17 protein-coding genes are annotated in these 20,143 nt (G+C 63.9%); 7 read left to right on the plus strand and 10 right to left on the minus strand.

What is annotated here, in order from left to right:
• Positions 1-34 precede the first annotated feature (34 nt).
• Positions 35-925, minus strand: a complete 891-nt coding sequence (locus FJ959_RS10565; RefSeq protein WP_140497147.1) for a DMT family transporter — start codon at positions 923-925, stop codon at positions 35-37.
• Positions 926-952: 27 nt separating this feature from the next.
• Between FJ959_RS10565 and FJ959_RS10570 the strand changes: the two genes are divergently transcribed.
• The 5 genes from FJ959_RS10570 (at position 953) to FJ959_RS31685 (ending at position 6,284) form a co-directional block, all read left to right on the plus strand.
• A complete protein-coding gene (locus FJ959_RS10570; RefSeq protein ID WP_140630074.1) occupies positions 953-1,642 on the plus strand; it encodes a PIG-L deacetylase family protein in 690 nt (229 codons plus the stop codon).
• Positions 1,643-1,885: 243 nt separating this feature from the next.
• The gene (locus FJ959_RS10575; RefSeq protein WP_140630076.1) at positions 1,886-3,793 is read left to right on the plus strand and encodes a propionyl-CoA synthetase; all 1,908 of its coding nucleotides are present in this window, start codon (positions 1,886-1,888) and stop codon (positions 3,791-3,793) included.
• A 243-nt stretch (positions 3,794-4,036) separates the two neighbouring features.
• Positions 4,037-5,116: an acyltransferase gene (locus tag FJ959_RS10580; RefSeq protein WP_140630078.1), complete on the plus strand. Its 1,080-nt coding sequence runs from the start codon at positions 4,037-4,039 to the stop codon at positions 5,114-5,116.
• A 135-nt stretch (positions 5,117-5,251) separates the two neighbouring features.
• Positions 5,252-5,572: a putative quinol monooxygenase gene (locus tag FJ959_RS10585; protein WP_140630081.1), complete on the plus strand. Its 321-nt coding sequence runs from the start codon at positions 5,252-5,254 to the stop codon at positions 5,570-5,572.
• 346 nt (positions 5,573-5,918) lie between these two features.
• Positions 5,919-6,284, plus strand: a complete 366-nt coding sequence (locus FJ959_RS31685; RefSeq protein ID WP_181167622.1) for a hypothetical protein — start codon at positions 5,919-5,921, stop codon at positions 6,282-6,284.
• Between the two features lie 92 nt (positions 6,285-6,376).
• Here the strand turns inward: FJ959_RS31685 and FJ959_RS10595 are convergent, their stop codons facing one another.
• From FJ959_RS10595 to FJ959_RS10620, 6 genes are all read right to left on the minus strand, one after another.
• On the minus strand, positions 6,377-8,758 hold the full coding sequence (locus tag FJ959_RS10595) for a polysaccharide biosynthesis tyrosine autokinase (RefSeq protein WP_140497157.1): 2,382 nt from the start codon (positions 8,756-8,758) through the stop codon (positions 6,377-6,379).
• A 237-nt stretch (positions 8,759-8,995) separates the two neighbouring features.
• On the minus strand, positions 8,996-9,892 hold the full coding sequence (locus tag FJ959_RS10600; RefSeq protein ID WP_140512943.1) for a UTP--glucose-1-phosphate uridylyltransferase: 897 nt from the start codon (positions 9,890-9,892) through the stop codon (positions 8,996-8,998).
• 74 nt (positions 9,893-9,966) lie between these two features.
• The gene (locus tag FJ959_RS10605; RefSeq protein ID WP_140523580.1) at positions 9,967-10,935 is read right to left on the minus strand and encodes a glycosyltransferase family 2 protein; all 969 of its coding nucleotides are present in this window, start codon (positions 10,933-10,935) and stop codon (positions 9,967-9,969) included.
• Entirely contained in the window at positions 10,925-11,875 is a 951-nt protein-coding gene (locus FJ959_RS10610) for a glycosyltransferase (RefSeq protein ID WP_140630084.1), read from the minus strand. Before FJ959_RS10610 ends, FJ959_RS10605 begins: the two co-directional genes overlap by 11 nt.
• On the minus strand, positions 11,875-12,864 hold the full coding sequence (locus FJ959_RS10615) for a glycosyltransferase family 2 protein (protein WP_140630087.1): 990 nt from the start codon (positions 12,862-12,864) through the stop codon (positions 11,875-11,877). Before FJ959_RS10615 ends, FJ959_RS10610 begins: the two co-directional genes overlap by 1 nt.
• Before the next feature lie 15 nt (positions 12,865-12,879).
• Positions 12,880-14,052 carry a glycosyltransferase family 4 protein gene (locus tag FJ959_RS10620; protein WP_140630090.1) on the minus strand — a complete coding sequence of 391 codons (1,173 nt, stop codon included), beginning with the start codon at positions 14,050-14,052 and terminating at the stop codon, positions 12,880-12,882.
• A 189-nt stretch (positions 14,053-14,241) separates the two neighbouring features.
• Between FJ959_RS10620 and FJ959_RS10625 the strand changes: the two genes are divergently transcribed.
• Positions 14,242-15,738, plus strand: coding sequence for a lipopolysaccharide biosynthesis protein (locus FJ959_RS10625; RefSeq protein WP_140630093.1), 1,497 nt, complete (start codon positions 14,242-14,244; stop codon positions 15,736-15,738).
• Positions 15,739-15,787: 49 nt separating this feature from the next.
• Positions 15,788-16,810, plus strand: coding sequence for a phosphoribosyltransferase family protein (locus FJ959_RS10630; protein WP_140497171.1), 1,023 nt, complete (start codon positions 15,788-15,790; stop codon positions 16,808-16,810).
• A gap of 211 nt (positions 16,811-17,021) precedes the next feature.
• Here FJ959_RS10630 and FJ959_RS10635 read toward each other — a convergent pair whose 3' ends face one another.
• The 3 genes from FJ959_RS10635 to FJ959_RS10645 all read right to left on the minus strand — a co-directional run bounded on the left by FJ959_RS10635 (position 17,022) and on the right by FJ959_RS10645 (position 20,070).
• Complete coding sequence (locus FJ959_RS10635) at positions 17,022-18,101, minus strand: glycosyltransferase (protein WP_140630096.1); 1,080 nt, start codon at positions 18,099-18,101, stop codon at positions 17,022-17,024.
• A gap of 65 nt (positions 18,102-18,166) precedes the next feature.
• Entirely contained in the window at positions 18,167-18,613 is a 447-nt protein-coding gene (locus tag FJ959_RS10640; protein ID WP_140630098.1) for a hypothetical protein, read from the minus strand.
• Positions 18,614-18,627: 14 nt separating this feature from the next.
• Positions 18,628-20,070 carry a GMC family oxidoreductase gene (locus FJ959_RS10645; RefSeq protein WP_140580556.1) on the minus strand — a complete coding sequence of 481 codons (1,443 nt, stop codon included), beginning with the start codon at positions 20,068-20,070 and terminating at the stop codon, positions 18,628-18,630.
• Positions 20,071-20,143: the final 73 nt, after the last annotated feature.

Raw genomic sequence — 20,143 nt, forward strand, 5'->3', positions numbered from 1 at the left:
CAGCGCTCGTGGTCGCCATGCAACCGCATCCAGATCAAAGCCGGGTGCGCGAAAACGGGTTCCAGCGCACCGTGCCCAACCGTACTTCCTCGCGCACCATGGTGAGCAGGCCGGACCCGCCGACGACCGCGAGGCCGACCAGCGACAACCAGTCAGGATATTCCCGGAAGAACAGCGCACCGAGGATGACCGCCCAGACCATCTGCGAGTAATGCGTCGGCGCGATCCGGTTGGCGGGCGCGTATTTGACGGCCAGCAGCTGCAGCAATTGTCCGCATGCGGTGAAGGCGCCGGCCATTATCAGCCATGCAAGCTGCCTTGCGTCGGGAAGCGTGAACGAGGTAGCGGCGATGCCGATGCCGTTGAACAACAGGCCGTAGCCGATCAGCACGCCGAGCATGGTCGTGCGCTTTTCCTGCTTTGCCAGCGAGCGCATCAGGATGACGCTGGCGGCTGCCAGAAAGGCCACGCCAAAGGCGGCGAGGTGTCCAAGATTGAGTTCGCGAAACCCCGGTCGCACCACCAACATGACGCCGGCAAAGCCGGCGACCACCGCCAGCCAGCGCCACGGCCCGACCTTTTCCTTGAGCACGACCGTGGAGAGGATGGTGACGCAGAGCGGCGCCAGGAAGACGAGCGCGTAGACTTCGGCCAGCGGAATGGTGGTGAAGGCATAGACGCTGAGCACGCCCGAGGCGATGCCGGCCCAGGCGCGCGCCTGCACCGCCCAAGGCCGTTTGGTGCGCCAGAAATCACGCCAACGCTCGTCCGCCGGCCGGGTGAAGAAGAGAAAGCAGCCGGCAAACAATATCGAGAAGAAACCGATCTCGAACACCGTGAACTGCCCACCCAGGCTTTTGACAACGGCATCGCTGCCCGAATAGCTTGCATAGGCGATCAGGGCGAGCAGGATTCCGTTCGTCACGTTTTTCCATTTCCGGGGAGAGAAGCGTTGAAAATACTGGCGCTCGGCGCGCATCCTGACGACATCGAGATATTCATGTTCGGTACGATGGCGGCCTATGCGGCGCAAGGCGCAGAACTGACTTTTGCCATAGCCACGGATGGTGCCAGGGGCGGCAAGAGCGATCCCACGGTTCTCGCCCGTGTCCGTCGCGAGGAGGCAACGGCCGCGGCCGCGCTGCTCGGGGCGGCGCCGCGCTTCCTCGACTTTCACGACGGCGGACTGGTGGCGGATGCCGCGCTGATCGGCGCGCTGAAGACGCTGATTGGCGAAATCGGACCGGATCTGGTGATTACCCATGCGCCAAACGACTATCACGCCGACCACCGCGCGCTGTCGGACGCCGTGCGCATCGCGGCCTCGTTCGCCGTACCGGTGCTGCATGCCGACACGATGGGCGGCACCGGATTCTCCCCGACCCACTATGTCGAGATATCAGCCCAGGCCGAGATCAAGGCCAAGGCGATCCGCCTGCACCAGTCGCAGGATCCGGAGCGCTTCGTCGACATCGCCCGGACGCAGAATTTTTTTCGCGCCGGCCAGTGCAACGGCGCGCCGGGATCGCAGGCCGAAGCCTTCCGCTTCGAGCCGATGTTTCCCTTCGCCGACATTCGCGACCTGCTGCCGCCGGCGCCGCCGATCCGGCCGGTGATGGTGAGCACAAAAAGGATCGACTGACCCGGAAGACGGCTGCTCGATCGCGGTGACCATGCCCGACGACGAGACCACCGGCCGACGCGCCGGTGCACACGGCCACATGGGAACGCCCGGGCCGGACCGTTGCTTTTCTTCCCGGAGGGCCACGATGTCGCACCTTTGCGGCCAGGACCGGGCCGGATCAGACGAATTGAGGGAAGACATCGTCGGAAAAAACAGCATAGGCTGTTGCCAGGACGGCAAATCTTCCCGGGGAGGAAATGGATGGCTTCACGCTATCACGAGGTCTATGACGGCTGGAAACGCGACCCGGAAAAGTTCTGGGCGGATGCGGCGAACGCCATCGATTGGTACACGCCTTACGACAAGGTGTTCGATGCGGAAGCCGGCGTTTATGGCCGCTGGTTTACCGGCGCCACCTGCAACACCTGCTACAATGCCCTCGACCGGCATGTCGCCGGCGGGCGTGCCGACCAGATCGCGCTGATCCATGACAGCGCCATCACCGGCACCGTGAAGACATTCACCTATGCCGAGCTCAAACGCGAAGTGGTGGCGCTGACCTCGGTGCTGAAGAACCGCGGCGTCGGCAAGGGTGATCGCGTCATCATCTACATGCCGATGGTGGCGGAAGCGGCCATCGCCATGCTTGCCTGCGCCCGCATCGGCGCCGTGCATTCGGTCGTCTTCGGCGGTTTTGCCTCGCATGAGCTCGCCACCCGCATCGACGACGCCAGGCCGAAGGTGATCATTTCGGCCTCCTGCGGCCTGGAGCCCGGCCGCGTCGTCGCCTACAAGCCGCTGCTCGACAAGGCGATCGAGATATCCCGCCACAAGCCAGACGCCTGCCTGATCCTGCAGCGCGACCAATTGCGCTGCGAGCTCAGGGACAATTACGACATCGACTATGCGGACGCGGTCGCGCGCGAGCGGGCGGCCGGCGCCAATGTCGACTGCGTTCCGGTGCTTGCCACCGACCCGCTCTACATCATCTACACGTCAGGCACGACCGGCCAGCCCAAGGGCATCGTTCGCGACAATGGCGGCCACATGGTGGCGCTCGAATGGACGATGGAAAACGAGTTCGGCGTCAAGCCCGGCGAAGTGTTCTGGGCGGCGTCCGACGTCGGCTGGGTGGTCGGCCATTCCTACATCGTCTACGGGCCGCTGCTGCATGGCTGCACCAGCATCCTGTTCGAAGGCAAGCCGGTCGGCACGCCCGATGCCGGCACCTACTGGCGGGTGATCGCGCAGCATGGCGTGGTCGCCCTGTTCACCGCGCCGACGGCGTTCCGCGCCATCAAGGGGCAGGATCCCAGGGGCGAATTCGTCGCCAGATACGACCTGTCGAAATTCCGAACGCTGTTCCTCGCCGGCGAGCGCGCCGATCCCGAAACCATCAAATGGGCGGAGCAAAAACTGAACGTGCCGGTCATCGACCATTGGTGGCAGACCGAGACCGGCTCGCCAATGACCATCAACCCCGCAGGCCTTGGCCTGCTGCCGGTAAAATACGGCTCACCCGGCGTGCCGATGCCCGGCTACGACATCCGCGTGCTCGACGATGCCGGCCACGAGGTGCCGCGCGGCACGCTCGGCAATGTCGTGGTCAAGCTGCCGCTGCCGGCGGGCTGCCTGCCGACGCTGTGGAACGCCGACGCCCGTTTCCGCCAAGCCTATCTCGACGAGTTCCCCGGCTTCTACAAGACCGCCGATGCCGGCATGATCGACGATGACGGCTACCTCTACGTGATGGCCCGCACCGACGACATCATCAATGTCGCTGGCCACCGGCTGTCGACCGGCGCCATGGAAGAGGTGCTGGCAACGCATCCCGATGTCGCGGAATGCGCCGTTGTCGGCATCGCCGATTCGATGAAGGGCCAGGTTCCGCTCGGCTTCGTCGTGCTCAACGCTGGTGTCTCGCGCGAGATCGGCCTCATCGAGAGCGAAGTGGTGGGGCTGGTGCGCGAGCGCATCGGCCCGGTCGCCGCCTTCAGGACGGTGGTGACGATCAAGCGGCTGCCGAAGACGCGGTCGGGAAAGATCCTGCGCGGGACCATGCAGAAGATCGCAGACAAGGAAGATTGGACCATGCCGGCGACGATCGACGACCCGGCCATCCTCGACGAGATCACGGCCGTGCTGAAGGAGCGCGGCATCGGGGTCTAGATGATCGGGCGCAGCAGACACGATCCTTCCGTTTATTGAGCGGTCGGCGCCGCCCCCCATCCGCCTGCCCGCACCTTCTCCCCATGAAGGACGGTAGCGACGTACTCCAGTGCCGACTTCCCCCACTCCCCGTCGTTCGCGGGTGAAGGTCGGCGCCAACTGTCACATCTGGCCAATCTTTTGTTGTGCAATGCAACAACAGACTCTAGGGTTTGGCTTGGGGGGCCATTCCAAAGGCACGGCATGGCTCAGCACAAGGCGACATTCGGCGGCGTCGACATATTGCGTTTCCTGGCCGCCGTCATGGTGATGTTCTATCACTATGGCTTCTGGGTATGGGCATTCCCTGACGGGGTTTCGGCGCGCGCGACCGGCGGCATCCCGCCCCATCCCGAAATGGCCTTCGTCGGCTCCGGCTGGGTCGGCGTGCAGATATTCTTCGTCATCAGCGGTTTCGTCATCGCCTTCAGCGCCGAGAATTCGACGCCGCTGCGGTTTTTCGAGGCAAGGGTGAAAAGGCTGGCGCCGGCGGTCTGGATCTGCGCGCCGGTGACCGCGGCGGTGCTGCTGCTCACCGGTCTGAGCTGGCCGACCGATGCCGTGATCAGGCTCGTTCGCACCGGCCTGTTCGCGCCCTACGGCCCTTGGGTGGACAGCGTCTACTGGACGCTCGGCATCGAGATCGCCTTCTACGCTGTCGTCTGGATCCTGTTGCGGCTTGGCCGCTTCCACCTGATGGAGACGGTGGCAGTCGTGATCGGCCTCGTCAGCACGCTGTTCTGGTGCCTCTATTATCCGCTCGGCTGGTCCGACCTCGCCGAGACACGCTGGCTGCAGCTCGTCCTGGTGCACCATGGCTCTTTTTTCGCCGTCGGCGTGCTCATCTGGCTGATGCGGTTCAAGGCGGTGACGGCCTCGCGCCTAGCCTTCTGCCTGCTGTTCCTGGGCGGGGGCGTGCTGCAAATCGCCAGCTCGGTCGACGTCCACAGCATCAAGGTCGGTGCCGCGATGCCCTATGCGCCGCCGATCCTTGTCTTCCTGGTCGCCATCGCCCTGATGGTGTGGTCGCTGCGGCTCGACCTCAGCTGGAGCGGCTGGCGCCGGATCGGCTTGATGACCTACCCGCTCTATCTGATCCACGACGTCATCGGCGCGGCGGTGCTCGGCGCGATGGTCCGCGCCGGGCTGCCTTATCTGTTGTCCATGGCAACGGTCGGAGCGACCATGATCGCGGCAAGCTGGCTGGTGGCGACCGAAGCCGAACCGCGCATCCGGCTGCTGCTCGACCACACGGTGTTCCGCTACCGGCTCAGGGCCGCGTAGTCGCGATCTTGTTGACCAATGAGGATTGACCAACGGGCACCTCGGTGCCTTCCTCGCAGGAGCGCACTGTCCAGCCGCAGGGTTCCGAGGCCTGGATAGGGAGTCGCGGCCCTGTACAAAGCTAGGGACCAATCGATGCGGATCGTCAGGATAGCCGAACTGGAAATCGATCCTGACCAGATCGACAGCTACAAGGCCCTGATTGCCGAAGAGATCGAGGCCTCCGTGCGAAAAGAGCCGGGCGTGCTTTTCCTTCATGCCGTGTCGGAAAAAGGTGCGCCTGAAAAGGTGCGCGTGATCGAATGCTACGCCGATCAGACGGCGTACGAAGCCCATCTGACCACACCGCATTTTCTCAAGTACAAGACGCAAACGGCGAACATGGTGCGGTCGCTTCGGCTTATCGAAACCGACCCGATCGCGCTGTCTGCGAAACCCGGTCAGAACTCAAACTGACCAGGGCTTGGACCGACACCGCCGTCCATCCAGAGCGGACGATCGACCTGCCGTCGAAATCGCTGGCAAGCGAAATAGACTGATCTGCTCTGGGGCCGACCTGCTTCCAATCCATGTCGCCAACCTCAAAGCGCGTCGATTCTGCGCAATACAATATTGCTCCGGATGTCATTTCATAGACATCGCCAATCAGCCAAAGAAACCGGGCGTCACGGGCTAGCATGGGTCTTTGGATCGGGCGCGGCTGCTTGAATCCGCCAAGCAGTACGGAAGCTACCTCGTTATAAATTCGACCCTTGAAGATGCCCGTACTTGTTTCGCCGGCTTGTTCGCTTTACGAACGGCAATGACCCTCATCTCTCGCATTGCCGCCATTGCTTTGCTCGCCGTCATTGTCTTCGCGACGCTGTCGCCAATCCAGATGCGGCCCCACCTGGGTGACCCAGATTTCGAACGCGCCCTCGCCTACGTTCTGTTCGGCGTGGCAATGGGGCTCGGCTTTCCAAACCGCTTGGCTGGAACTGTCACTATAGTTGTCGTCGTAGCCACTGTGCTGGAGCTGATGCAGCTCCTCGAACCCGGTCGGCATGCGCGCCTTTCGGACGGCTCACTGAAGGCTTTGGCAGGCATCCTCGGAATAGTTGTCGTCCATCTCAGTCTTTTGGTGGCGAGCCGCTATTGGCCGCGTAAGCTGACATTGCCTGCCGGATGATGCCCGGGTTTAGACTCCCATTGTAGCCCGCCGCGGCCACATAGGCGATGACCTGCCTCGTCACTCAGGCACGGAAATCGCCACGGTTGAACTCAGACCGTTGTCTTGCTGCGCACTTCGGTCTTGTCGAGATAATAGCTCGAGTACTGGCCGAAGAATTTTTCGGACGCTCCGAACGAGCCGTATTTGGCGAGCTTCTTGAGATCGACCTTGTTCAGCACCGCGCCGACGATCTTGTTGGCGACATAGGGTTCGGATTCGAGCATCGACCTCACCATCGCGCGCGGCGTGCGGCCCCATTCGGTGACCAGCACGAAGCCGTCGACAAGCGGCGCGAAGGCCTTGGCGTCGACCACCGGCCCCAGCGGCGGCAGATCGACGACGATGTATTCGAAGGTCTCCTTGGCGTTGTCGATGAAGCGCCGCATGCCGGCCGAGGAGAGAAGCTCGCTGGTATGCGAGAAATTGCCGCGCAGCACCGCCGGAATGATCGCCAGCTTCGTCTGCCGGTCGATCTTGCCGACCGACTGCCAGGTCTGGCCGCTCACCACCGCTTCCATCAGTCCCTGCTCGGCCTCCATGCCGAGGCTGCGGCTCAAGCCCGGATTGCGCAGGTCGCCGTCGATCAGCAGCGTCCTGGCGCCGTTGGCGGCGAGCAGTCCGGCCAGATTGGCCGCGACCGTCGACTTGCCTTCGCCGGGAAGGACCGAGATGACGCCGATGACGCGGCTGCCCTGCCCTTCCATGACGACGTCGAAGGCGATCTTTGCGCTGCGCAGCGTCTCGGAGAACATCGACGCCGGAGCATCGACGCTGACGCGCATGCGCGCGCGCTTTTCGGCCGCGGCCGGCGATTTGGCGGTTTTGAGATCCGGGTCGGCCGGCTTTTCCTCCCTGGCGGTCTTGCCGCCGATGACAGGCAGATAACCGAGGAATTTGAGGCCGACGCGGTCGCGGACATCCTCGCCGGTCCTGAAGAAACGCTCGTTGAATTCGTTCAGGCCGCCGAGCCCGGCACCCATCAACGTGCCCAGCACAAGCGAGAGCGCCAGCACAACCACCGTGCGCGGGCTGGAGGCGCTGAGCGGCGTCGATGCATCCGAGATGATGCGGATCTTGCCGACCGGGAAGGATTGCTGCTGGGCGGCTTCCTCGTAGCGGCCGAGGAATGTCTGGTAGAGCGTGGAGAGCGCCGTCGCCTTCTGGTCGAGTTCACGCAGCTTGACCTGCGACTGGTTGTCGATGGCGCTCTTGCCTTGCGCCGCGGCGACATTGGCCCTGAGCGCGGTCTCGCGCGCCAGCGCCACTTCATATTCGTTGCGATAGCTTTCGGTCAGCTGCTTCAGCTCGCCGAATATCTGCGCCGATATGTCGGCCTTCTCCTTGGCGAGCGCCACCGCCTGCGGATGCTGCGGCCCAAAATTGGCCTCGACATCCTGCTGCCGCTTGGCGACGGCGAGATAGCGCGTCTTGAGCGCCGCGATGACCGAGCTGCTCGGCTGGTCGCTCGATATGGCGGCATCCTTGAAGGCGTTCTCCGAACCGCTTTCAACGATGGACTTGTATTGCTGGTAGCGGGCGCTGGCCCGGGCCGTATCGGCCTGCGCCACGATAAGCTGGGCGTTGAGGTCGGCAAGCTGCTTGGCGCTCATCAGCTGGCCGTCGCTGTTGGCGGACAGGCCGTGCTCGGCCCTGAATTTCTCGACCGCGAGCGATGCCGCCTGCGAGCTTTCGCGCAGTTCCGTCAGCCGGCCCTGCAGCCAGACCGCGGCGCGCTCGGTGGCATCGAAGGAGGCGTCGAGCTGGTCGGCGAGATAGGCATCGGCATAGGCCTTGGTGATCGCGGTCGCCAGTGCCGGGTCCGTCGCCTGGTAGCCGAGCGCGATGACATAGCTTCGCCCGACGCGCTCCGCCTGCACCTCGTTCTGCAATTTGAGGATCGCGTAGTCGCGACGTGAGGTCGCGATCAGCGCATCGCGGGTGGCGGGGTCGAGCTTGGTGACGTCGCCGACGCCCGGCATGGGAGGACTGGGGCGAACATACTGGATCAGGCCGCGGATCAGGCCGATGCCCTGGGCGAGCGCCGACTGGGGCGGGTTCATGAACGCGTCGTTGCGGTCGAGCTTCAGCTTGTCGACGACCACGGCGGCAAGCCTCGTCGAGGTCAGGATTTCGATCTGGCTCAGGATGGCCGAATCGGTCTGCATGGTCGTCGACGCCGCCGAAATGTCGTCGACGATCTTGTTCAGCCCCTCATCGATCAGCACACTCGAGACCGACTGGTATTTGGGCGGCGTGGTCTGCAGATAGAGCAGGCCCAGGACAAGACCAATGACCGCGCCCAGGACAACCACCTTGGCCTGCCGCGCTGCCATGCCAAGCAGCCGCTCGACATCGATGAAGTCTTCGCCGTCTCCTGCTTCCGAATTCGGCAATGGCATCCTCTTGTCGAGAGGAAAGTTGGCATAGTTCATCTTCGGTCCAATTCCAGAGCCCGTCCATCCCAATCATCGGGATGGGCTCTATCTCACTGTTTGAACATGATCTTTTCCGAAAACCGCCTTGCGCTTTCCGGGATCATGCCTTGGCTCCCAGGCACTTCGAAGATCGGGAGCATTGCCAAAAAGCAACGCAAGTTCCATGCCGGACGCCACAGGGCCTTCCGCGCATCGCACCGTCAGCCGTCCGACAATGCTCCCGAAACATGGGCATTATGCGGCTTCTTCCTGTCGTTCATGCGACCGGACGAACTCCTGGAGCATCTCGAAAACCGGACCCTTCATGTCGTCGCGCGCCAAGGCGAAGGCGATGTTGGCCTGGATAAAGCCCTCCTTCGAGCCGCAGTCGAACATGCGGCCCTTGAAAGGCTGGGCAAAGAAGGACTGCTCCTGCGCCAGGCGGACCATGGCGTCGGTCAACTGGATCTCATTGCCCGCGCCGCGCTGCTGGTTGCCGAGCAGGGCGAAGATCTCGGGCTGCAGGATATAGCGGCCGTTGATGTAGAAGTTCGACGGCGCATTGGCCGGCGCCGGCTTTTCGACCATCGCCGTCACCTCGAAACCGCCGCCAATGTCGGCGCCGCGGCCGACAATGCCGTATTTGTTGGTCTCGGTCGGGTCACAGCGCTCGACCGCAATGACGTTGCCGCCGGTCTCGGCATAGAGGTCGGCGACCTCGGCCAGGCAGCCGCGGCCGCCGAACGAGACCATGTCAGGCAAAAGCAGGGCGAAGGGCTCGTTGCCGATGACCTCGCGCGCGCACCAGACGGCGTGGCCAAGGCCTTGCGGGGATTGCTGGCGGATGAAGCTGGTGGCGCCGGCCACCGGCAGCAGGCTTTCCAGCGACTGCAATTGCGCCTTCTTGCCGCTCTGCTCCAGTGTTCCGATCAATTCCGGATGCAGGTCGAAATAATCCTCGATAACCGCCTTGTTGCGGCCGGTCACGAACACGATGTGCTCGATGCCGGCCTCGAAGGCCTCATCGACGGCGTATTGCACGACGGGCCGGTCGACGACGGGAAGCATTTCCTTCGGCATCGACTTGGTCGCCGGCAGGAACCGCGTTCCAAGCCCCGCCACCGGTATCACGGCCTTCCTGATTTTCTTCATCGCAAATTCCTTCTGAGGAGATCGACTTCAGTCCATTCGCAGGCCAGGAAAAATCCCTCCATGTGCCTGCATCTTCACCTCCCCGCCCCTACGGCAAATTGTGCCGCTACTCGTCGCAACCGCACGGCGATCGGCATGCCCATATGCCTGACCGCCGCCGGGTCGCTGAGCGCCGTCCGGATCGCCTTGAGCGGGGACCGCGCCTTGATGTGCTGGACCATCGACAGGAACGAGGCTGCCTTGCGCAGGCTGCGGCTGCGCCGGGCGAAGGCCGCTTGCGCGGCCGCGTCCATCTGATGGCTTTGAGCGAAAATTGCATCGGCCTTGCGCATCGCCTCGACATGATGAGGCTCGAGCACGCGCGAAATGGAGCCGCTGCGGATGTGATAGGCATAGCCGATGTCAGGCTCGACCACGCACCTGCCGCCCTTGGCCAGGGCGTTGGCCAGGAATATGTAATCCTCGCCGATGATCAGGTCCTCGTCGTAGCGAAGTCCGTTTTCTTCCAGGAAGCGGCGCTCGAAGATCGGCTTGAGATAGCCGAGATTGAACTTCGATTCGAAGACGACGTTGCCGGCGATATAGCTGGCCAGCGAGATCTCGCCCAATTCCTCCAGATAGCGCGTCGGGAACATCGCATCCTCGATCACGCCGTCCTCGCGGACGACCTGGAGGTTGTCGACGGCGATTTGCGCGCCCGCCCTTTCGGCCCGCGCGATCATGGCGGCGATGCGGCCGGGATAGACCGCATCGTCGGAATCGAGGACCGCGACCCAGCGGCCGCGGGCAGCCTCGAGGCCGGCGTTCCTGGCGCCGCCGGGGCCCCTGTTCTGCGCGAGCGCCACGACGCGCACGATGTCCTGCGGATAGGCCCTTGCCACGTCGAGCGTGGCGTCGCGCGACTTGTCGTCGACGACGACGACCTCGACGCTGACACCCTTCTGCGCGATGGCGCTGGCGATCGCCCGGTCGAGGGTCGCCTCGGCGTTGTAGGCTGCAATGACGAAGGAAACGTCCGGGACGAAGCTGACGTCAGGCTGCACGCTTGCCTCCTTCCTGTGGCGAGGGCTGGCCGTAGAGACGAATCTCGCGGATGCCGACAAGGCCGCTGACGACGCCGACATGCATAATGCCGCGCAGCACGCTGCGGTTCCGCCGCACGGGGCTGGCAAGGAAGGGAAACGCCGCGGCGAAGCAATAGGCTGCCTTTGCCGAGGCAATGGCGACCTGTTTGAGCAGGCCAATGCCGCTCGCATTGCGCCCCAGGAGATGGCCATGCGTCTGCCCGACGCGGAAGCGGCGGCGGCCAAGCCAGTCGAACGCGGCCCTGGTCCGTGGCACGACCTCGTCCACCCAAGCCTCCGGAGAAAACGCGATCGTGCCGCCTGTCTTGTGCATCTGGTCGAAGAATTCGGTGTCCTCGCCGCCGGTCTGGCCACGCGCCAGGCTGAAGCGGCGCCCGCGCAGGCTGTCCGACCCCATGTCGAGCAGCACGTTGCAGGTGTAGCCGGTGCGGATCTCGCCGCGCACCCAGACCGGCAAGGTCGAATGGAAGTCGCCACGCCGCATCCAGTCCGGCGCATCGGCCCCATAGCGCGCCTTGACCGGGCCCAGCACGGCGGCGGCGCGACTTGCCTGGGCTGTTGCGACGAGCTCGGCAAGCCAGCGCGGCGAAGCCGTCTCGTCGTCATCGATGAAGGCGACGAAATCCGACGTGCTGGCGTCAAAACAGGCATTGCGGGCGATCGAGATGTTGCGCGCCGGGCAGTGGTGATAGCTGATCGGCAGCGTCAGTTCCCGCGCCAGGGCCGTCACCAGATCCCTGGCGCTCGGCGTGTCGTCATTGTCGGCGACGATGACCCGGACATCGAAACCGGCCGGCCTGTCCATGGCATCGAGCGAGCGCAGCGTGTCGGCCAGTTCCGGCCGGCGGAACGTGCACACGCCGATGTCGATGCGGCGGTTCTTGCCTGTAACCGCCATCACGCGACCCCGCGTCGTGCACCGAGACCGAGAAGCTGCAGCCAGAAACCGACGGACCAGCCGAAATGCATGACCATCGCCGAGACGCCGGCAAGCGCGATCTCGGCATTGCGCTGGCTTATCGCCGTCCACAGGCCATAGCCGAGGCACACCGTCGCCCAGATCAAAAACGGCACCGCCGCCAGCCAGTGCACGAAGGAAAAGGCTGCGAGCACCACCACCGGGAACACCAGCAGCGGCACCATCTGCCGGACCTTCGGGATGACGCGGTGCTTCAGGACATTCTTGGCGCGTCCGCGGCCGTAGCCGAGATACTGGAAATAGAGGCCGCTGAGCGACGCGCGCGGATAGTAGACCATCTGCGTCCTGCCGCTCATCCAGATCCTGTAGCCGGCCTGTCTCAGCCGGTAGTCGAGCTCGGCGTCCTCATTATGGCTGAACGTCTCGTCATAGCCGCCGACGGCCTGGAAGGCAGAAATCCGCATCAGCGCGTGATGGCCGTGATCGACCCATTCTCCGGCGGACAGATGCCTGTGCTTGGAACCGCCGGTGCCGAGCTTTGAATTCTGTGCCGCCGCGGCCGCCTTCTGCACGGTGCCGCTGCCGCTGGTCAGCATCGAGACCACGACCGAATCGGCGCCCGTGGCCAGCGCTTCCTCGACCAGCCGGTCGCAATAGTCGGCGGGGTAGCCGCCATGGGCATCGATGCGGATCAGATATTCGGCACCATCGCTGAATCTGGCGACGGCAAGATTGATCGCCGCGCTCTGGATGCGCTTTTCATTGTGGAGCAGGATGATGCGGGAATCCTCTTTCGCGCGCTCGCCGACAATGGCCGGGGTGCCATCGGTGCTGCCGCCATCGGCAACGACGATCCTGGCGCCGAGCCTCGCCGCCGCGGGGCTGAGCTGGTCGAGCAGCACACCGATATGGGCTGCCTCGTTGAGGCAGGGAATCACGATCAGGCTGGAGGGGAGCGCTTGCATCATCGGGCGATCTCCATCCTAGGCCAAAGCCTCGGCCGCGAAGGGTTGGCGCATGGCGGCCAGGCTGCGAAGCTTGTCGACCAGCGCCCGGCAATCGCTGCGATCATAGCTCCATATCCTGGGGTTGCGCGACAGAACGCGCGCCTTCAACGTGCTGAAGCGGCGCTCCTCCATCTTGCCGATGGCGGCTTCGAGCGCGTCGGGTGAGGCTTCGGGCAACAGAATGCCGATGCCTTGCCGACCGAGGAACCGCCCGGTTTCCGTGTTGGCCATCGAGATCGGCACCGCGCCGAAACGGCAGCCTTCATAGAGTCGGTTGGGCAGCAGCCATTCGGAATTCTGGCCCGCCTCGAAGAAATCGATCGCCCAGGAGAAATGCACGTCCCGGTAGATCGCCGCCATGTCCTCCGGGTTGCGGTAGGGTCCGCGAAACGAAAGCCAGGGCTCGGCCTCTACGAAGGCGTGGAAATCCGGGAATTCGGTCAACGCCGGGCGGCCGCGCAGCACGATCTCGAACCGGCCGTCGGCGCGGCGCGAGAAATCGGCCAGGAGTTCGAGCGAGCGGCGGCAGCGCAATGCCCCGAACCAGCCGATGCGCCAGGGCGGCGCGACAGGCGCCTCGGCCATCTCATGCTCGGCCGGCAGGATCGCCGCTGCCTCGAAATATTTGTTTTCGACCAGTTCGACCGGCGCCGTCACCTGGCCGTACGGCTCGAAATAATTGGCGGTGAATGCGGGCGAGCTGGTCACCAGCAGCCTTACGTCCCTGGCAAGGTAACGTTCCGTGGCACGCAGCGCCTTGCCGACCGCATCGCTGCGAAGCATCAGGCGATGGATGTCGAGGCATTCATAGACGATCGGCACCGCGGCGCCGAATGCCGTGTTGGCGCGGCGGGCGAGCGCCAGCATTTCCAGGTTGCGCGCGATGATGAGATCGGGCCTCGGCATGCCGCGGAGCCTGGTGCCGATCGAAACCGCCGCCTTGGCGACTGCCGTCAGGCGCTGGGCGAATCGCCCGTCACGCGTCGCGCCGAGATCCAGCGGCCGCAAACCCTCGACGTCGGCAATGCGATTTGCCGTGCGGCGGAAGCCTGCGAGCGTGACCTGGGCGCCACCTGCCCTGAGCATTGTAATCCGCCGGCGTACTGCCGGGTCGGAAACGTCATGCACAAGGTACAAGACATTCAGCATGAAAACTCGACCGCTGTTGGCCCACCCACGGCGAACCTAGTACAGGTCTTGCTGCATCGCAACATTTTTGGTGCAGCGTAGCAAAATCCACGTTTTTTGTTGCACTGCAAAATAAATGCCGTAATTTGGCCGCGGCGGCGGTTGCAGGGTTCCTGGTCGGAACCTGCACAAGAATCAGGAATCCTGAATTTGGAAGCCAATCCATTCGATCCGCCAGAAGGCTCACTGCGCAAATCGGTCGGGCGTGGCGCGGTCGTGACGGCCTTGTCGCAGTCCGTGCGGGTCGCCACGCAGATCATTTCCGTCATCGTGCTGTCGCGTCTCCTGTTGCCGCAGGATTTCGGCGTCGTGGCGATGTGCGCGCCGGTGCTGGCCTTCATCGCGCTGTTCCAGGATTTCGGCCTCACCCAGGCGACCATCCAGAAATCGGGCATACGGCACGACGAGGTGAACTACCTGTTCTGGATCAACGTCGCCGTCAGCGCCATCCTGGCCTGCGTGCTTGCCGGCGCGGCACCGCTGGTCGCCGCCTTCTACGGCGAACCGCGTGTGGCTGGCCTGGTGGCGGCGCTGGGCCTGCAGATCATGGCCTACGGCCTCGGTGCGCAGCATCTGGCGCTCCTGACGCGCCGCATGCAGTTCGGCCGCCTGGCCATCATCGATGTCGCAGGCGCCGTGGCTGGTCTTGCCGTGTCGATCGCCTGGACATTCGTCGACCGCTCCTACTGGGCACTTTTCGCCGGCACCTTGACCGGAGCCGTGCTGCCGACGCTGTGCTACTGGGCCAGTTCGCGCTGGCGGCCCAGCCTGCCGCGCAAGGTCGCCGGGATCAGCGAGCTGATCAATTTCGGCGCCGGCATAACCGGCTTCAACTTCGCCAATTTCTTCGCCCGCAATCTCGACAACGTGCTGATCGGAAAATACTGGGGCGAGGCGCAGCTCGGCCTCTATGACCGTGCCTACAAGCTGCTCCTGTTCCCGCTGAGCCAGATCACGAACCCGCTTTCGAAGGTGATGGTGCCGGCTCTTTCCAGGCTGAAGGACGAGCCCGACCGCTACCGCAGCGCCTATCTTCGCGTCATGCCGCTGATCCTGCTGGTGGCGCTTCCCGGCGTCGCTTTCGCCACCGCCATGTCGGACATACTCATCCCCTTCGTGCTCGGCGAGCAATGGCGCGCGAGCGCCTCGATTTTCCTGGCGCTTGGCTTCGCCGGGCTGCTGCAGCCGCTCAACAATCCGGCCGGATGGCTGTTCGTCAGCCAAGGCCGTTCCGGCGACTTCATGCGCTGGGGCATCATCACGGCGGTGACGTCGGTGCTCGCTTTCGTGCTGGGCCTGCCTTATGGCGCGCTCGGCGTGGCGATCGCCTATGCCGTCAGCGAATATCTGCGCACGCCTTTCCTGTGGCTCTATGTCGGCAGGAGCGGGCCGCTGCGGGCAAGCCACGTGCTTCGCGCGGCGACGCCGTTCGTGCTCGGCGCGCATGTGGCGCTGGCGGTGGTCTGGTTGGTCAAGCCGCTGCTGCCGCAGCAGCATGTCATTGCCTTGGCCAGCGGCGCGATCCTTGCCTATCTCATCACCATCGTCATCGCGCTGGCCTTCGCAGCCGGCCGTGAAGCCTTGCGCGAGGCCTTGAAAATGCTGCCGGCAAGGCCGCCGGCGGCAGCACCGCGCGAGGCGCAATAATTTTGGCGCTTTCGACCCTTACCGTTCACCCGAGCATCAGGCCTGATCCATGCATTACCGATCGATCTCAGACATGAACGACGCGATCGTGAGCAACCTTCACCGGTTGCCGCGCGACATCGACCTGGTGGTCGGCGTCCCCAGAAGCGGGGTGCTGGCAGCGACGCTGGTCAGTCTCGCGGCGAACATACCGATGACCGACCTGGACTCCTTCCTCGAGGGTCGCGTCTACACATCGGGCATCACCAAGCGCCGTGCGGTGCTCGACCGCAAGGTCGCGGAAATGCGCAAGGTGCTGGTGATCGACGACAGCGTCTCCGGCGGCAACGCCATGCGCGACGCCCGCGCCCGCATAGAGGGTGCCGGCATCGAGGCAGACTACACCTTTGCCGCCGTGTTCGGGCTTGAGCCGCAGCATGCCGAGACCGATGTCGTCTTCGAGGTCGTGCCGCATCCGCGCATGTTCCAGTGGAACTTCATGCATCACAAATTCCTGGCGCAATGCTGCGTCGACATAGACGGGGTGCTGTGCCTCGATCCGACCGAGGCGGAAAACGACGACGGTCCGGCCTACGAGAAATTCCTCAGCGAAGCGCGGCCGCTCCATACCGCGACCCGCAAGATCGGCTGGCTGGTGACCAGCCGGCTGGAGAAATACCGCGCGCTGACCGAGGCCTGGCTGGCCAAGCACGAGATCAAGTACGATCATCTGATCATGCTCGACCTGCCGAGCAAGGCGGAGCGTCAGCGGCTTGGCGCGCATGGCAGTTTCAAGGCCGAATTCTACCGAAAATCCGATGCCATCCTGTTCATCGAGAGCGAGCACGAGCAGGCGCTGAGGATCACCGAGCTGTCGGGCAAACCGGTGCTGTGCGTCGAAACGCACATGGTCAGCTTTCCCAACGCGCTGTCGCTCCCGGCGCTCGGCCAGGCGGCGCGCAACCTGCCGGCCAGGTTGCGACAGGCCAAGTCACAGGAAGGGCGCAAGGGCGCCGCCAAGGCCCTTGCCCGCGCCCTGCTCGGCGCCCGCGGCTACGAGACGCTGAAAAGCCGGGTCAAGCGCCTGGCCTGATCCGCCAAGGCTGCGAATCCAGATTAACGGGTTCCTTCGGAGTGTTCGCCGGCGCGCCGGTCGAGAAGCATCAAACGAAAAACCCGCCTGTGCGGCGGGTTTCCGGCGCAACTCAGCACCATGACCAAAAATATACCATAGCTGCCTTCACCCTGTCAAGAAAAAATTCCTATTCCAGGGCTGCCGGGTCCGGTGCCAGCCTGAGCCTTGGCTACGCCGCCTGTCGCGAACGCTGCTGCGTGGCCTTGTCCAGTATGGAAAAGAAGGTGAGGAACTGGCGGTCAGGATCGAGCTCCGGACGCTCGGAGAAGCTGCGCGCCGTGGCCGAGAGCCGGTCATATTCCTGGCGGTCGTTCCACAGCAGCCTGACAGCCGCGACCCAGTCGGCGAGCGGAGCTTCGTAATCGAGCACCACGCCGCCCGGTCCGACCGCTTCGGGCAGGCCGCCGCGCCGCGAGCCAATGACGGGAATGCCGCTGCAATGGGCTTCCGAGGCCACACGGCCCCAGGCCTCTTCCCATTTGCTGGGCGCCAGCAGGATCCTGGTGCGGCCATAGACGGTCTTCATGTCGCCGGTGCGGTTCTCCAGCCTGATGTTGGAGAACGGGGCGATGGTCTGCTCGATGCGGGCGCGATGATCGTCGGCGAGCTTCCAGCTCTCCACGAACAGGAACGGAATCTCGGGGCAGGCGCCGGCGATGCGCACGGCGAGCTCGAAGCCTTTCTCCTCGTACGGATTGATCAAGGTGACGAACTGGCCCGTGGTCGGCGTGCTGTAGAGGGCGGCATTGATGGTCGGCGGCAGCACCGCCGCATCGATGCCGAACTTCTGTTTGTAGGCGCGCGCGGTGAATTGCGAATTGGCGATGTAGAGCGCCGAATGCAGCTCGCGCAGATCGCCGCCCAGCTCATGGAACTCGACGTTCCTGAGATAGACGACCAGCGGCACGCCTTCGGCCTGCAGCGCCTTGCCCACCGGAACCGACTTGTGGCATTGGACGACGGCCACGTCCGGCTTCAATCTGCGGACGGCAAAGTCGGCCGCCTTCCAGGGAAACCAAGCCCGCACCACCGGATAGCCGGGAAAACTGTCGATGACCGCCGGCTGACGCAGCAGCTTCATCTTGGCGCGCGCCTTGAAGCCGAAGACACCGTCGCCGAACAGGGCGGCCAGTACGGCCGCCTCATGGCCGTGCTCGATCAACTGTTCCGCCAGATGATGGGTGCTCGACTGGACGCCGCCGCTGAATTCGGGCGTGTATCCGTTTCCGCCTGCAAAAAGAACTTTCATGGTCCTGGCTCCTGGTTCTTTCGCGTTTCGTTCAATGTGGCCCGAGAGCTTGCTCCGGCACCGCCTCAGGCACTCTGTTGCTCGAGATTGGCGAACGGATTGGTGCATGGCTGCCATCCGGTGAACCGTATCGGATCGCCCGGCGAACTGCGCCAGGCGTAGTCGGTCAGCATGTGGAGTTCGGCGATCAGCCAGCGGTCGAAATGCAGGAGGTCCTGCTTCTTCTGCTCCGGCAGCAGAGCGCGGGCTTTGCCCAGCCTTGTCTCCTCGAGCAAGGTGACGGCGTCGCTGAGTTTCTTGCTCGGGAATATCCATGGGTTCCTGTCGCGGAACGCCAGGACGAACTGCTGCAAATGCTCGATGCGCATGTTGAGCTTGCCGAAATATTTCTCGAGCGTGACGCGCACCAGATCCTCATCCGAAAACGAGGACACTGCCGCGTAGGCAATGCCCGTCGATACCACCCCGCCCGCCATGACGGCCAGTGCGGAGCGTCGCGAGATCTCTATCATCTGGTTTGCTCCTCTCACGCCATCCGGCTCGCCGCCCGCAGGGACAGCGCTGCCGCGGTCAGGCTCGGATTGGCGCATGAACAGCTCGGATATGTGCTGGTGCCGACCACGACCAGGTTCCTGAGCTGGTGATGAATCATGCCGCTGTCGACCACCGAATCGGCCGGGCCCGTTCCCATCCGGAGCGTACCCTGGACATGCGATTCGGTTGGCCGGATGCCGCGATCGAAAAGCTGTTCGACCGGTAGCGGGGCGAGCAGCCCGGGCAGTTTCTCCAGCGCCCGCGCCATGCCCTTGACCGCGTAGTCCGACGGCGCCTTGAAGCTGACGAAGGCGTTGTCGTTCTCGTCGAGCGTGACGAAATTTTCATGGTCGAGCAGGTTCTCGGTCACCACGACAAGGGGCAGCGCCTGGCGCAGCCGCCCTTTCTCGGCGCGCATGCCGTGTTGCCAGCGGTTCTCGAAATAGACCAGCGCCGCGGCGTGCTCGGACCGGTGCGGACCGTCATAGAGACCGAAATTCAAGCCGGTGGTGATGGTGCTGCCGTCGAAATTGTCGACACCGTCGAGATAGACCTCGAAATTCCAGCCATAGGATTCATGCAGGCCGCGGCCGACGAATTCACCTCCCAGGCCGGAGCGCAGCATGATCGCCGCGCTCTGGATGGCATTGGCGCCGAGAATGAAGAGGTCGCCGCTGACCTGATATTCCTTGCCGCCATGGACGAAGGTGACCGAGCGGACCGTCCCGCCGACATGATCGAGCCTGCGCACTTCCGAACCGAGGCAGACCGACACGTCGGGATGCTCGAAGACATGCATCAGGCCATTGTTGGCGGTGAACTTGGCGTCGACCGGGCATAGCCAGCATCTGAGGTTGGCGCAGCACGAGGTGCGCTGCGCGGTCGGCACGCGGGCGCGCGCGGTGGGCATAACGAAATGCTGGCCTGGCTGCGCCGCCTTCATCATCCGGTCGGGCGTCGACATGCGGTGCGGCGGCTGCGGAAAGGGCTTCGAGCGCGGCAGCATCGCCGCCATGTCGGGATCGCCCGAGATCGACATGATGTCTTCGGCGTCGCAATAGAACGGCTCGACGTCGTCATAGCTGATCGGCCAGTCATTGCCGATGCCGTAGGTGCTTTTCAGCCTGAAATCGTTGGGATGGAACCTCGGCGTCTGCGCGAACCAGCAGTTGGTGCCGCCGCCCAGCCCGATCGTGTAGTTCCAGGGCTTGTCGGAATTGGTCTTGTAGGTCGACTCGTCCTCGATGTCGGTGTTGACGTTCTGCTTGAGCTGCCATTCATGCGTGTTGTGCCGGCCCCATTCCAGGAGCAGGATGCGCGCCTTACGCCGCTTCGTGAATTCGTGCAGGAAGAAGGCCGAACCGAAACCGGAACCGATCGCGACAACGTCGAAGTGGTCCTTGGTGATCTGCTCCGGCTTTACGTCCAGCACCATCAGCCGCAACTCCTTTCCGGGTCTTGTGCGTTCGTCATGGCAAGCACACCGGCCGGCCGCGGCGATCCCACAT

The sequence above is a fragment of the Mesorhizobium sp. B2-2-4 genome (assembly GCF_006442375.1).
Lineage (GTDB): Bacteria > Pseudomonadota > Alphaproteobacteria > Rhizobiales > Rhizobiaceae > Mesorhizobium.